Raw genomic sequence first — 14,395 nt, forward strand, 5'->3', positions numbered from 1 at the left:
CTGCCCCCGCCATCCATGAGGCCACCATGCGTCTGACCTACCAGGGCCCTGTCCCGGAACCCATCGGCTTTCTGCTGCTGCCGCGTTTCTCCATGGTGGCGCTGTTCTCGGCCATCGACCCCTTGCGAATCGCCAACCGTCTGGCCGGACAGCCGCTGTTTCGCTGGCACCTGATCAGCCGCGACGGCGAGCCGGTCACCGCCAGCAACGGCATTCCCCTGAGCGTCGAGCATGACCTGGACAATGCCCCCTGGCTCCCTAGTCTGGCGGTGTGCACAAGCTTCGAGCCGATGGCCGCGGTGGACCAGCCGCTCAGGGACTGGCTGGCGCAGCGCCGGGCCCAGGGCGCCTGTCTGGGCGCGCTGGACACCGGTGTCTTCTGCCTGGCCGACGCCGGACTGATCGAGGACACCGTGACCCTGCACTGGGAAAGCCTGCCCGAGTTTCGCCGTCGCCATCCCGACATCGAAGCGGTGGAGTCGCTCTACGAGGTCGGCCCGGTCGGCTTCTACGGTGCCGGCGCCAGCGCCTCCATTGACCTTGCGCTGGACACCATCCGCCGCCGCCACGGCGATGCCCTGACCCGGCGGGTCAAGCAGCAACTGGTGCACGACCATCGTCGCCTGCCGGCCAGCCGCCAACGTGACGCCAGCGAATTCGAGCGGCTGCCCGAACGCCTGACCAGGGTCATTGGCCTGATGGACAGCCACCTGGAGTCCCCCTTGGCCATCGCCGAACTGGCCGCCCAGATCGGCCTGTCGGAGCGCCAGCTCGAGCGTGACTGTCAGCATCACCTGGCCCGAACCCCGAGCCGGCTGTATCTGGAGCGCCGCCTGGCGCTGGCCCACCATCTGGTGACCAGCACTCGTCACGGCGTCATGGACATCGCCCTGGCCAGCGGCTTCGCCTCCGCCTCCAGCTTCACCCGCGCCTTTCGTCAGCACCACGGCGCCAGTCCCCGGGAGCTAAGACGACGGCTCCTTTGACACGGGCCTACCATCTTCGAGCTTCACCCGCGCCTTTCGCCCGCACTCATCAACAACACGGCGCCAGCCCTCGCGAGCTAAGACGACGCCTCCTTTAAACACGGGCCCACCATCTGTCGCCCTGTTCGCCCTGGCCAGTTCGCATACCTGGCGTACCCGACATGTCGGCTTCTGCACGAAAGCTGTCGATTTCTGCACGATGATGGCGCCGCCCGCCAGGCAAGCTGATCACCACTGAGGCGCCAGCCGGCGCCGCCATCCATGACGCACAGTGCGGGCGCTGCCATCCATGACGCACCACGCGCCCGTCCCAGCTTCGACGGAGTCCCGATGAACCAGCCACAGCACACCAGCGAACACCAGCAGTCCGCGTCGGTCGATCTACCGCGCACCCCGGACTATGACGCCTGGCCGATCGAGGTGCCCATCGCAAGCGTAGCCTCGACGCCAAGGGTGCTGACCGTGAACTGGCAGGACGGCCGTGTCAGCCGCTATCACAGCGTCTGGCTGCGCGAAAACGCCGCCGACGACAGCACCATCAATCCGGCGACAAGGGAGCGCATCCTCGATCTGTCGAGCCTGGACGCCTGGCCGGAAATTGCCCAAGCGACGCTGGACGCCAGCGGCGCCGTCGAACTGCTGATGACGCCGGAACAGCGCAGCCTGCGCTTTCACCCCGGCTGGCTGAGAGCCCACGACTACGACAACACCGAAGATCCGCTGGCGCCGCTGGTACCGGTCGAGACCTGGCTCGGCGGCCAGGACAAGGAACCGGTCACCCTGGACGCCGGCGGCTGGACCACGACCCAGACCGACAGCCCCGAAGAAGAGACGATCCTGGCGCCGGCGCTCGACGCGCTGCTGCGCCATGGCCTCGTGCGGTTGCGCGGCCTGCCCACCGAGCCCGGCACCCTGGAGAACATCGCCGAGCGCTTCGGGCCGTTGCGGGCCACCAACTTCGGCACCCTGTTCAACGTTCGCGCCAAGCCGGACCCGGACTCCAACGCCTACACCTCGATTGCCCTGCCGCCCCACGTGGACCTGCCGACCCGCGAGTACCATCCCGGTCTTCAGTTCCTGCACTGTCTCGAGAACAGCGTGGCCGGCGGCCAGGCGGTAATGCTCGATGGTTTCGCGGTGGCCGAGGCCCTGCGCGAGGAAGACCCCGAGGCCTTCGCTACCCTGACTCGCGTCCACTGGCGCTACGCCAATACCGCGAAGACCACCGACTACGTCTGGCACTCGCCGATGATCGTGCTCGATGAACAGCAGCAACTGCTCGAGGTGCGCATCGCCGACTTCCTGCGCGGCCCGCTGATGACTAATTTCGACCAGGTCGAGGAGGCCTACCGGGCACTGATGGCGCTCCAGCAGCGCCTGCGCGAGCCCCGCTTCGCCCTGCGCTTCACCTACGCCCCCGGCGACCTGGTGATCTTCGACAATCGCCGCCTGTTGCACGCTCGTGACGCCTTTGAAGGCGACTCCGGCCACCGCTGGCTGCAGGGCTGCTACCTCGAGCGCGATGAGGTGCGCTCGCGCTATCGCATCGTCCAGCGCCGTCGCCGCGAGCGGGAACTGGCCGAGGCCGGACAGGCCTAGCGGCGAGGCAAGGCCACCGGCTAGCCTTCCGCCGACGCCGGTGGCCGCAGCCCACGCCGGGCGGTCACGCTCGGCGCCTCGCCAAAGCGCTTGCGGTAGGCCCTGGAGAAGTGCGCCAGGTGGCTGAAGCCCACCGCCACCGCAGCCTCGGTCACCGCAATGCGACTGTCGGCCAGAATGCGCTGGGCCTGGTCCAGCCGCATGTTCAGATAGCACTGCTTGGGCGTCTCGCCGAACTCCTGCACGAATAGCCGGGTCAACTGGCGCTGGGACAGGCCCGCCAGACGACAGACGTCGGGAATCGGCAGCGCCTGGGCGAGATTGGCCTCCATTACCGCCAGTGCGCGCAGCACCCCACGCGGCAGCTCCCTGGGCGAAGCCCGATCCGCTACCCAGCCGGTGCTGGCCCCAGCCCTCCCTGCTGCTTGCTGCGATGTTGCGGCTCCCCTCGCCTCCGCTGGCCGCGAATGCACGATCTGTCGCCCCACCGCCTCGGCCAGCGAAGGACCATAAAGGGTCACGATCCACTCGAGCATCATGTCGATGCTGGCGGCGCCGCCGGAGCCGGTGAGACGTCCGCCTTCCCAGACGTAGCTGTCCGCTCGCACTTCCAGCTCAGGGAACTCCTCGCGAAAGGCCGGCACGCTTTCCCAGTGCAGCGCCACCGGATAGCCCTCCAGTACGCCCGCCCTGGCCAGGATAAAGGGGGCGGTGTCCACCCCCCCAAGCCAGACGCCATGGGCCGCCAGTCGCTTGAGCAGCGCCAGATCCTCGGCACCGATACAGGCTTCCGGCTCATAGGACGACACCACCATCAGACGCCCCTTCGACGCCAGCCCCTGGTACCAGTCGGCCTCGGTAACCTCCGATAGACGTCCATCGACATCGATGCGTACGCCATTGCTGGCCGTCACCGCCTCGCCATCGGCGGACAGCAGGCGCCAGGCAAACAGATCCCGACCAAAACGGTTGGCCACCCGGAGCGGCTCTAGCAGGCAGAACAGCGTCAGCATCGAAAACTTGGGCACCAGCCACACGTCCAGGGTGTGTTCGGCCTGGTCGGGCGACAACAGCGGCGGCGAGTCCGGACGCGGATAGGGATGGCTGTCGGGCCAGCGGGCCTCGCTGTCTGCCTGGCGGTTGGCGTGGCTGTTGGCGTGGCTGTCTATGTCACTGTGCAAGTGGTGTTCAACGTCCGACATGGGGCGAATTTCATCAAGGCTATGGCGAATTTGATCAAATTGTATCCCAAATAGCACAGTAACCTGTAGCCCAGACAGCGACGCCAGGTGTCGAACCGCCCTTCCTCGACCTGGTGAGCCTCCTACAATGCCAGACCGATCGAATCCGGAGAGAGCCTCGACGATGACCCAGCAGACGCCCCCGCAACTGACCGATGACGGCCGCCAACTGGCGCTGACCCTTGGTGAAGGGCATCACCGTCTTGATGCCTTGTGGCTGCGCGAACGCTTGCCCGATGCCGAAACCCTGGACCCCCAGACCGGGCAGCGTCTGATCGAGGCCGCCGAACTACCGCTGGATCTGATCCTCACCCAGGCAGACGTCCAGGATGAGCGGCTGGTCGTGGCCTTCTCCGATGGCCATCGAGGCAGCATCACGATCGACGAGCTCGTGGATGCCGTGCGCTGCCAGCGCTCGGACGACAACGCCTCACGGGTGTACTGGGACTCGACGCTCGCCACACCCCCGCAGGCCAGCTTCAAGCAAGCACTGGAAAGCGATCCGGCGCTGCTCGATCTGCTCGACCAGCTACATCGCTTCGGTTTCGTGCGCGTCACGGACGTACCGGTCAGCGAAGACGGCATGCAGCCGTTGATCGACCGTATCGGCCCGCTGCGCCGGACCAACTGGGGCGGCATCGCCGACGTCAAGTCGGTGGCCAACGCCTACGACCTGACCATGACCCAGCGTGGCCTCGAGCCCCACACCGACAACCCCTATCGCGATCCGATCCCCGGTTACATCTGGCTGCACTGTCTGACCAACGCCGCCGATGGTGGCGACAGCACCCTGGTGGACGGCTTCGAGGCCGCTCGACGCCTGCGTCAGCAGGATCCCGACGCCTTCGCCTGCCTGACCGAAGTGACCCCGCGCTTTCGCTACCACGACGAGACCACCCGTCTGGAGAGCGAAGGTCCGCTGATCGAGCTAGACGCCCGGGGCGAGGTGACGCGGGTACGCTACTCCAACCGCACCGAGCGTATCGACCTGATGGACAGCGCCCTGCTGCGCCGCTACTACGCCGCCCGCAAGGCCTTCTACCAACTGATTCGCTCGTCCGAGCTCACCCTCGAACTCAAGCTGTCCCCTGGCGAGATGCTGATCATGGACAACTACCGCCTGCTGCACGGGCGTACCGCCTTTCAGCTCGAAGGCGGCGTACGCCACCTGCGCCAGGGCTACGTGGACCGTGACAGCACCGCCAGTCGACGCCTGTTGCTGAAGGATCGGCTCAAGCCCGCACACGACTCGGAAGCCGGTACCGCCGACAACCTCGCACGAACCACCCAGGGGGCCAGCGTATGAGCACCAGCGATCTCGCACTGACCCAGGCCCGCTTCGCGCGCTTTGACCAGAGCACCGCCGAAGAGTGGCGCCTGATCGACCGCCACTTTCGTGCCTACCAGAGCGACGCCTGCCGTCGTGTGCTCGCCCACCTCGAGCGACTCAAGGGCGACACCCACGGCTATCCGGTGGACCGCTACGAGCACTGTCTGCAGACCGCCACCCGCGCGCTGCGTGACGGCGCCGATGAAGAGACCGTGGTCTGTGCCCTGCTCCACGACATCGGCGACGACCTGGCCCCGGCCAATCACGCCGAGATCGCCGCCGCCATCCTCGAGCCTTTCGTCGACCCGCTCAATGTCTGGATGATCCGTCACCACGAGCTGTTTCAGGGCTACCACTACCGCCACTTCTTCGGCCAGGATCGCCACGCCCGTGAGGCCTATCGCGACCACCCGGCCTACGCCCGCACGGTGCGCTTCTGCGACGACTGGGACCAGACCAGCTTCGACCCCGACTACGACACCCTGCCACTGGACGCCTTCCTGCCGATGATCGAAAACGTCATGGGCCGCGAACCCTTCGGTGGCCTGCCGAGCGTGGTGGAGGACAGCGACTCGAGCCCCGAGCCCCAGGCGAATGCCCAGGAGGCCTCCCGATGACTACCTGCGCCCAGCGCCTGATCGAGCTGCTCGAGGCCCAGGGAATCGACACCGTCTTCGGCATTCCCGGCGTGCACACCGTCGAGCTGTACCGGGGCCTTGAGCATTCGCGACTTCGCCACGTCACGCCACGCCACGAACAGGGCGCCGGTTTCATGGCCGACGGCTACGCCCGGGCCAGCGGGCGACCCGCCGCCTGCTTTATCATCACGGGCCCGGGCATGACCAATATCGCCACCGCCATGGGCCAGGCGCTGGCCGATTCGGTGCCGATGCTGGTGATTTCCAGCGTCAATACCGTGTCGACGCTTGGGCGCGGCCAGGGCCGTCTCCACGAGATGCCCCATCAGGGCCAGACCCTGGCCGGGGTGGCGCGCTTCAGCCATACCCTGCTCGATCCCGAGGCGCTGCCCGAAGTGCTGGCCCGCGCCTTCGCCGTGTTCCAGGGCGCACGCCCGGGGCCGGTGCATATCGAGATCCCCATCGATCTGTTCGCCGCCCCGGTCAAGGCACCGATGCCTTCTGTGATGCGCGTCTTTCCCCCGGCGCCAGCGCCCCAGGCCCTCGCGGCCGCCAGCCGACTGCTGGGCGAGGCTCAGCGCCCGCTGGTACTGGTGGGAGGTGGCGCCTGCGCCGCCGCCACCAGCGTCACCGCCCTGGTCGAACACCTGGACGCCCCCACCCTGACCACCATCAATGCCCGCGGGCTGCTCGGTGCCGACCATCCGCTGGACCTGGGCGCCACCGCCAGCCTGCCGGCGACACGCCGACTGGCCCGGCAGGCCGACGTCATCCTGGCCCTTGGCACCGAACTCGGCGAGACCGACTACGACCTGGTGTTCGACGACGGTTTCAAGCTCGAGGGCAGCCTGATCCGGGTCGATCTGGACGCCGAGCAGCTGGCGCGCAGTCACATCGCCGACCTGGCCCTGGTGGCCGATATCGGGCTGACCGCCGAGGCCCTGCTGGTCGCACTGGAGCGCGGCGAAAATGAAGGCCGGCCGCAACGAGAGGTCGGTCGCGAGCGCTGCGAGCGGGTGCGCCACGAGCTGGCCCTCGCCGATGACCCGGAGCTCGCGCGCTATCGGCCGCTGTTTGCCACCCTCGACGAGGTACTGCCCGAGGCGATCATCGTCGGCGATTCCACCGGCCCGGTGTACGCCGGCAACGTGGTGGCCAGACGCCCGGCGCCACGTCGCTGGTTCAACGCCGCCACCGGCTTCGGCACCCTGGGCTACGGCCTGCCTGCGGCCCTGGGCGCGGGGCTGGCACGACCGGATCTGCCGGTGGTGGCGCTGGTCGGCGACGGCGGCCTGCAGTTCGTGCTGGGAGAGCTTGCCACCGCCCGGGATATCGCCATGGAGGCCGACCGCGCTCGTGCCGAGCATGGGGCAATCGACCGTGATTCGAGCGATGCGGCCTGCGCCGACACCGCCCTGGCAAGGCCCTTGGCGATCCTGATCTGGAACAACGACGGCTACGACGAGATACGCCGTTACATGAGCGCCGACGGTGTGGCTCACGTGGGGGTCGATCTGGCTCCCCCGGACTTCGCCGCCCTCGCCCAGGCCTTCGACTGCCGCTATCGTCAGGCCGCCAGCGCCGACGACCTGGCGTCGGCGCTTTCAAGCCTGAATGATGCCGGTTCACCGCTGATCGTCGAGATCGACGCCCTGGCCTGGTGTCGCCAGCTCGAACACTGAGGCAGGACGCCGGCACCGAGCGGATCGACGGCGTCCCGACCATGCATCACTTATGCATCAGTTATGCATCCATAAAATAACGAAGGAGTTCCCCGTGACTCGATGTTTCTCGCACAAGCCCCGTTCCATCGCCCTGGCAGCCGCGCTCGGCCTTGCCGCCGCCTCCGCCCAGGCCGCTGACCGCGACGATGAGCTGAGCCTGGTCGTCCCGCCCTGGCCCGGGGTCACCGTCAAGAGCGAGATCCTGGCGCAGCTCGTCGCGCCCCTGGGCTACCAGGTCGAACGCCAGGAGCTCAGCTCCACGGTGGGCTACAAGACCCTGACCACCGGCGACAGCGACGCCTTTCTGGCCGGCTGGCTGCCGGCCCAGCAGGAAAGCTACGACGCCGCCATGGCGGCGGACGCCATCGTCGATCTAGGCAACAACGTGACCGGCGCGCGCATGGGATTCGCCGTGCCCGGCTACGTGGCCGAGGCCGGTATCACCGACGCTTCCCAGTTGGGCGAGGCGCAGAACGCCGAGCGTTTCGAGCACACCTTCTACTCGATCGAAAGCGGCTCCACCGTGACCGACTTCATCCACGCCGCCATCGACAGCGACACCCACGGGCTCGGTGACTGGGAGGTCATGTCCTCCTCGACCCCCGGCATGCTCAGCGAAGTCAAGGCGGCGGTGAACGAACAGCGCTGGATCGTCTTCTACGGCTGGACGCCCCACTGGATGATCCCCGAGTACGACGTGCACATTCTCGACGACAGCGAAGGCGTGTTCGGCCCCGACAACGGCCGCAGCGACGTCAAGACCATCGTCGCCAGCGAGTTCGCCGAGGCCAATCCCAACCTGACCCGACTGCTCGACCAGTTCGTGTTCAGCGCGCATGAGCAGAGCGAGTTCATCAAGGCCTTCAGCCTCGAGGAGCGTGACCTCGATGAGGTCGCCCGAGAGTGGCTCGAGCAGCATCCCGACAAGCGCGCTGCCTTCCTCGAAGGCGTCACCACCCGCGACGGCGATGACGCCCTGGCCGCCCTGGAGGCGAGCCTGTGAGCGAAGACAGCCGCCAGCAGCACATCCGCCGCGACCTGGCCGCCGCCTACCGGCTGATGGCCATGGATGGCATGGATGACGGCATCTCGACCCATATCTCGGCACGAGTCGCCCCGGGGCGCTTCCTGCTCAATGCCTTCGGTCTGCGCTTCGAGGAGATCACCGCCGACTCTCTGGTGACTGTCGACGAGCACGGCCAGGTGCTCGACGATCCCACCGGCCTCGGCATCAACCCGGCCGGCTTCACCATCCACAGCGCCATCCACGCGGCGCGACCCGACGCCCACTGTGTACTGCACTCCCACAGCGTCGCCGGGGTCGCCGTGTCCTGCCTCGAGCAGGGCCTCGCGCCGCTGAACCAGTGGGCGATGCAGTTCTATCGGCGCATCGGCTATCACGACTACGAGGGCATCGCCCTCGACCTGGACGAGCGCGAACGGCTGGTACGTGACCTCGGCGAGCACATGAGCATGATCCTGCGCCAGCATGGCCTGCTGGTGGTCGGCAAAAGCGTCGGCGACGCCTTTCTGCGCATGCGCGACCTGGAGCGCTCCTGCCAGGCCCAGCTCGCGGCCCAGGCCACCGGGGCGGCGCTGGTCAGCGCCAGTCCTGAGCTTTGCGAAAAGGTCGCCCGCCAGTACGACGACTGGGCCGCGAGCCCCCAGGGCACCGAGCTTGCCTGGCGGGCGGAACTGCGCCGCCTCGGCATCGACGCTCCCGCCGCTTCCGACAACAAGGACCCTTCACCATGAAAGTCTCCGCCCTGACCCAACGCATCGCCGGCGAAGGCGCCGCCGCCTGGGACATCCATGTGCGTGCGCTGAAGCGCCAGGCCAGCGGTGAAGACATCACCGTACTGTCGGTGGGCGATCCCGACTTCACCACCCCCGCCCCGATCATCGAGGCGGCCAAGCAAAGCCTCGACCGCGGCGCGACCCACTATGCCGACGTCCAGGGCAAGGGTGAGCTGCGCGAAGCCATCAGCCGCCACTATCGTCGCCATCAGGGTGTCGAGGTGTCCCCCGAGCGACTGATCGTGATGGCCGGCGCCCAGTGCGGGCTCTACGCCACCGCCCAGTGCCTGCTCGACCCTGGTGACGAGGTGATCGTGCCGGAGCCGAGCTACGTCACCTACGAGGCGGTGATCCAGTCGACCGGTGCACGACTGGCCCGAGTGCCGCTGCGGCCAGAGGCCGGCTTCCGACTCGACGTGGCCGATATCGCCGCCGCGATCAACGACAACACCCGGGCGATCCTGCTCAACAGCCCCCACAACCCCACCGGACAGTCGATGACACGGCAGCAGTGGGAGCAGATCGCCGAGCTGTGTCACCGCCATGACCTCTGGCTGATCTCCGACGAGGTCTACGCCGAGCTGATCTTCGAGGGCGAGCACCACAGCCCGCTGGCGCTGCCCGACATGGCCAATCGCAGCGTGGTGATCTCGAGCCTGTCCAAGTCCCACGCCATGACCGGCTGGCGGCTGGGCTGGGTGGTCGCGCCCGAGGCGCTGATCGAGCACCTGGACAATCTGGCGCTGTGCATGCTGTACGGCTGCCCGGACTTTATCCAGGACGCGGCGATCACCGCGCTCGACAGCGACCTCCCCGAGCTTGCCACCATGCACGCCGCCTACCGCGAGCGCCGCGACAGCGTCTGCCGCGCCCTCGATGGCGCCGACTCGGTCAAGGCGATCTGCCCGGACGCCGGCATGTTCGTGATGGTCGACATCCGCGCCACTGGTCTGTCATCGGCCGAGTTCGCCGATGGCCTGCTCGACGAATGCGGCATCTCGGTGCTGTCCGGCGAGGCCTTCGGCCCCTCGGCGGCTGGCTTTGTGAGGCTGAGCCTGACCCAGCCCCCGGAGCGCCTGAGTCGCGCCGCAACACGACTTCGTGAATTTGCCGATGCCTGTCTTGTCACCAGCCCCTGAGTCGCCTATGCCACCATCCGTCACCACCAGCGACGACTTGAGCCCGACCTCCCCCGTGGTCGAGGCTCGTCACCTCGTCAAGCGCTACGGGGACACCAGCGTGCTGCGCGACGTCTCCCTGAGCGTCGCCGAAGGCACCGTGACCACCATCATCGGCGCCAGTGGCTCCGGCAAGAGCACCCTGCTGCGCTGCATGAACCTGCTGGAGCGGCCCCAGCAGGGCAGCCTGTCCATCGCCGATGAACGCATCCGCTTCACCGAGCAGGGTCCCCGCAGCAGTCATACCGACATGCCGCTCAGTCGCCATCAGCTGCAACGCCTGCGCGGCAAGGTCTCCATGGTATTCCAGCAGTTCAACCTCTGGCCGCACCTGACCGTGCTCGGCAACGTCAGCGAGGCCCCGGTGCGGGTCAAGGGAATCTCACGCAGGAAGGCCAACGCCCTGGCCGCCCACTATCTGGAGCGCGTCGGCATGGCCGAGCGCGCCGACGCCTACCCGGCGTTTCTCTCCGGTGGCCAGCAGCAGCGTGTGGCCATCGCCCGAGCGCTGGCCATGGAGCCCGAGATCCTGCTGTTCGATGAGCCTACCTCGGCGCTGGACCCGGAAAGGGTCAACGAGGTGCTGGGGGTCATCCGCGGCCTGGCCGACGAGGGGCGCACCATGCTGATGGTGACCCACGAGATGGCCTTCGCCCGGGAGGTATCCGACCAGATCGTGTTCCTCGACCGCGGCGTCGTCGGCGAAGCCGGCCCCCCCGAGCGCATCTTCGAACACAGCGACAACGAACGCTGCCGGCGCTTCATCGCCCCCGCAGCCTGAGTACCCGTCACACAACAACCAGGAGTTCCCATGACCGTATCCCATTCCCTGCGCCCGTCAGCCGACCTCGCTCGTCGCCTTGCCCTGGGCGTCGCGCTCGCCACGACCCTCGCTGCCGCCACCATCGGTAGCGCCCATGCCACCGACCAGGCAGCCAACCAGGACGCTGGCGAGCCCCTCAAGATCGGCATCTCCGCCGAACCCTATCCGCCCTTCACCTACACCTCCTCCGACGGTGACTGGACCGGTTTCGAGGTGGAACTGGCATCGGCCATCTGCGACCAGATGGGCCGTCAGTGCGAGATCACCCCGACCGGCTGGAGCGGTATCATCCCCTCGCTCAAGGCCGGACGCATCGACATGATCATGAACTCCATGTCGATCACCGAGAAGCGCCTGCGGGTCATCGACTTCAGCTCGCCCTACTACTTCACCCCCGGTGCCTACGTCGCCGCTCGCTCACTGGACATCGAGCCGCCCGAGGGCCTGGACGGCAAGGTGCTGGGGGTGCAGAGCGCCACCACCAACGCCACCTACGCCCGTCGCGCCCTGCGTGACAGCGGCGTCGACATCCGTCTGTACGACCAGGCCGAACAGGTCAATCGCGACCTGCTCTCCGGCCGCCTGGACCTGATCCTGGCCGACGAGATCGCCATGATCGAGCTGGTCGAACGCGATGAAGCCGCCGACTTCGAGATCAAGGCCACGGCGCCGCACCACGAGGCCTACGGTGAAGGCGTCGGCATCGGCCTGCGCCAGGAGGACGACGCCCTGACCGAGGACGTCAACGCCGCCATCGAGGCGGTCAATCAGCAGGGCATCTGCAGCGAGCTGTCCGAGCGCTACTTCGGCACCGACGTCTGCGTGGGCTAGGGCCTGTACGAAAAGTGTCTGCGCTCGTGTGAACGACGCTTCTGCCTGAGGCCGGGGCCTGGGCGAACGCCGGCAACAGCCGCCGGATGCGCACCAGGCCCCCTGCCATCGCGACTTTCACCCACGACGAGAATGCCCCATGAACAACGCTTCTCAGGAGGGGCTGGCCGACTGGGCCGGACCGATCCTCGACGGCGCCCTCACCACCCTGCAGATCGCCTGCCTGGCCTACGCCATCGGCGTGCTTCTTGGCTTTGTCGGTGCCGCCTGCCGGCTGTCTCGACACGCTTGGCTGCGCGGAATCGGCGGCGCTTATTCCACCGGCGTGCGTGCGGTGCCGGAGCTTCTGCTGATCATCCTGCTTTACTACGCCGGCTCCCAGGCCCTGACCGCTGTGACCAACGCCCTGGGCCTGCCCGGGCAGGTCGCCATCAACGGCTTCGTCACCGCCGTGGGGGTGCTGGCCTTCGTCCAGGGCGCCTACATGACAGAGGTGTTCCGCGGCGCCATCTCCGCCATCCCCAAGGGCCAGCTCGAGGCCGCCGACGCCTTCGGCTTTTCCCCCTGGGCACGCTTTCTCCACATCACCCTGCCGGCGATGCTGCCCAACGCCCTGCCAGGGATGTCGAACCTCTGGCTGATCCTGATCAAGGACACCGCCCTGATCAGCGTGATCGGCTACAGCGAACTGTTCTTCACCATCCAACAGGCCGCCGCCAGCACCCGTGCGCATTTTCTGTTCTACGCCGCCGCCGGTGTGCTCTATCTGATGATGACGCTGTCGTCCAACCTGGTCTTCGCGCTGATCGAGCGCCGGGTCAGGCGTGGACAGCCCCAGAGCCAGGAAACCTGATATGCGCTGGTGTCATTTCATTGCGCCCTTTGGTCGTTCACGGCGTGTCAAACGCGGCCAGCCCCACTCTCACCTCCAGCCCCGGGAGACCTGATATGCGCTGGTGTCATTTCATTGCGCCCTTTGGTCGTTCACGGCATGTCAAACGCGGCCAGCCCCACTCTCACCTCCAGCCCCGGGAGACCTGATATGCGCTGGTGTCATTTCATTGCGCCCTTTGGTCGTTCACGGCATGTCAAACGCGGCCAGCCCCACTCTCACCTCCAGCCCCGGGAGACCTGACATGGACTTCAGCTGGTTGAGCGACCCTTTCTATCAGGAATACCTCATCGAAGGCCTGATCAATACCCTGTGGCTGCTGCTGGTATCGGCCATCGCCGGCCTCACCCTGGCCGTCGGTATGGCCATGGCACGCATCAGGGGCCCCCGACCGCTGGCCTGGACGGCCACGGCGGTGACCTCGGTCATTCGCGGCACCCCATTGCTGGTGCAGCTTTTCTTCTTCTACTACGGGGTGGGTCGACTGCTGGAAGGCATCCCCGGCATCCAGGACAGCATCTTCTGGGGCTTGCTGCGCGACCCGTTCTTCTACGCCACCCTTACCTTCACCCTCTCGGTCGGCGCCTACAGCGGCGAGATCCTGCGCGGCGCCCTGCTCAGCGTACCGCCAGGCGAGCGCGAGGCCGGGCGGGCCTTCGGCCTCAACCCGTTCCAGGTATTCTGGCGTCTGTGGCTACCCCGCGCGGTACAGTTGTGTCTGCCCACCCTCACCGGCGAGATGATCCTGCTGCTGAAGTCGATCCCGCTGGTCTCGACCATCGCCATGATGGATCTGCTCCAGGCGGCCAACATCATTCGCGACGAGACCTTCCTGACCTACGAACCACTGCTGCTGATCGCCGCCGTCTATCTGCTGCTGACCATCGTGCTGACGCTATGCCTGCGTCAGGTCGAACACCACTTCCCGGGGGTACAACCGGTACGTCGCGCCTGGCGCCCCTTTGGACAACCACGTCGGGTGTAACGTCGCTTCGCCATCCGCACCGACATCGACGCCCATGTCGATGTGACCTTCCCGCCTTTCCCTGTGCCGGCCAATGTCGATCGACCGCCGGCACAGGGCGCTTTTTCCTCTTTTCCTCACGCGCCTGCTCGGCTCGCCCCCACCGGCATTCCTCTCCTGAATCGTCAGTGGTTCCACATCGTTTTCAGCGTTAACCCTCACGTTATTTGCTTCAGCGCGCATTCCTGGCGTTCGCCCTCCCCCAAAAAAGGGCCCTGCCAGCCCTCGAGTGAAGGGCTGGGGCCTTGGCGCCAGCCGCCTACCATAGCCTTGTCACTACCGTCCTGATCCGCGTAGCCACTCCTCCACTTTTTCGGCACAGAATGAGAATC

The 14,395-nt window shown here is 67.0% G+C and carries 13 protein-coding genes; 12 read left to right on the forward strand and 1 reads right to left on the reverse strand.

All coding sequences use genetic code 11. From position 1 onward, the window contains the following. Positions 1–26 precede the first annotated feature (26 nt). Both NFG57_RS10720 and NFG57_RS10725 read left to right on the forward strand, forming a co-directional pair. Positions 27–986 (forward strand): GlxA family transcriptional regulator, encoded by a 960-nt coding sequence (locus NFG57_RS10720; RefSeq protein ID WP_348814283.1) that lies wholly within the window; start codon positions 27–29, stop codon positions 984–986. A gap of 330 nt (positions 987–1,316) precedes the next feature. Further along, entirely contained in the window at positions 1,317–2,585 is a 1,269-nt protein-coding gene (locus NFG57_RS10725; RefSeq protein ID WP_348814284.1) for a TauD/TfdA family dioxygenase, read from the forward strand. 20 nt (positions 2,586–2,605) lie between these two features. On the opposite strand, the gene NFG57_RS10730 is transcribed toward NFG57_RS10725, so the two are convergent. Next, a complete protein-coding gene (locus NFG57_RS10730) occupies positions 2,606–3,787 on the reverse strand; it encodes a GlxA family transcriptional regulator (RefSeq protein WP_348814285.1) in 1,182 nt (393 codons plus the stop codon). Between the two features lie 163 nt (positions 3,788–3,950). Between NFG57_RS10730 and NFG57_RS10735 the strand changes: the two genes are divergently transcribed. The 10 genes from NFG57_RS10735 to NFG57_RS10780 all read left to right on the forward strand — a co-directional run bounded on the left by NFG57_RS10735 (position 3,951) and on the right by NFG57_RS10780 (position 14,024). After that, the gene (locus NFG57_RS10735; protein ID WP_348814286.1) at positions 3,951–5,132 is read left to right on the forward strand and encodes a TauD/TfdA family dioxygenase; all 1,182 of its coding nucleotides are present in this window, start codon (positions 3,951–3,953) and stop codon (positions 5,130–5,132) included. A 17-nt stretch (positions 5,133–5,149) separates the two neighbouring features. After that, positions 5,150–5,773 carry an HD domain-containing protein gene (locus tag NFG57_RS10740; RefSeq protein WP_181248663.1) on the forward strand — a complete coding sequence of 208 codons (624 nt, stop codon included), beginning with the start codon at positions 5,150–5,152 and terminating at the stop codon, positions 5,771–5,773. Next, the gene (locus tag NFG57_RS10745) at positions 5,770–7,476 is read left to right on the forward strand and encodes a 5-guanidino-2-oxopentanoate decarboxylase (protein ID WP_348814287.1); all 1,707 of its coding nucleotides are present in this window, start codon (positions 5,770–5,772) and stop codon (positions 7,474–7,476) included. Before NFG57_RS10740 ends, NFG57_RS10745 begins: the two co-directional genes overlap by 4 nt. Before the next feature lie 133 nt (positions 7,477–7,609). Next, entirely contained in the window at positions 7,610–8,521 is a 912-nt protein-coding gene (locus NFG57_RS10750) for an ABC transporter substrate-binding protein (protein WP_231498688.1), read from the forward strand. Continuing rightward, a complete protein-coding gene (locus NFG57_RS10755) occupies positions 8,518–9,273 on the forward strand; it encodes a class II aldolase/adducin family protein (protein ID WP_348814288.1) in 756 nt (251 codons plus the stop codon). The genes NFG57_RS10750 and NFG57_RS10755 overlap by 4 nt, the downstream gene beginning before the upstream one ends. Then, positions 9,270–10,454 (forward strand): pyridoxal phosphate-dependent aminotransferase, encoded by a 1,185-nt coding sequence (locus tag NFG57_RS10760; protein ID WP_348814289.1) that lies wholly within the window; start codon positions 9,270–9,272, stop codon positions 10,452–10,454. The genes NFG57_RS10755 and NFG57_RS10760 overlap by 4 nt, the downstream gene beginning before the upstream one ends. Before the next feature lie 7 nt (positions 10,455–10,461). Next, positions 10,462–11,274, forward strand: coding sequence for an amino acid ABC transporter ATP-binding protein (locus tag NFG57_RS10765; protein WP_108133341.1), 813 nt, complete (start codon positions 10,462–10,464; stop codon positions 11,272–11,274). Positions 11,275–11,304: 30 nt separating this feature from the next. Then, positions 11,305–12,147, forward strand: a complete 843-nt coding sequence (locus tag NFG57_RS10770) for a transporter substrate-binding domain-containing protein (RefSeq protein ID WP_348814290.1) — start codon at positions 11,305–11,307, stop codon at positions 12,145–12,147. A gap of 139 nt (positions 12,148–12,286) precedes the next feature. Beyond that, on the forward strand, positions 12,287–13,000 hold the full coding sequence (locus NFG57_RS10775) for an ABC transporter permease subunit (RefSeq protein ID WP_213227994.1): 714 nt from the start codon (positions 12,287–12,289) through the stop codon (positions 12,998–13,000). A 283-nt stretch (positions 13,001–13,283) separates the two neighbouring features. Then, entirely contained in the window at positions 13,284–14,024 is a 741-nt protein-coding gene (locus NFG57_RS10780) for an ABC transporter permease subunit (RefSeq protein WP_222516739.1), read from the forward strand. Positions 14,025–14,395 lie beyond the last annotated feature (371 nt).

The organism is Halomonas sp. H10-59 (assembly GCF_040070555.1).
Classification (GTDB): domain Bacteria; phylum Pseudomonadota; class Gammaproteobacteria; order Pseudomonadales; family Halomonadaceae; genus Halomonas; species Halomonas litopenaei.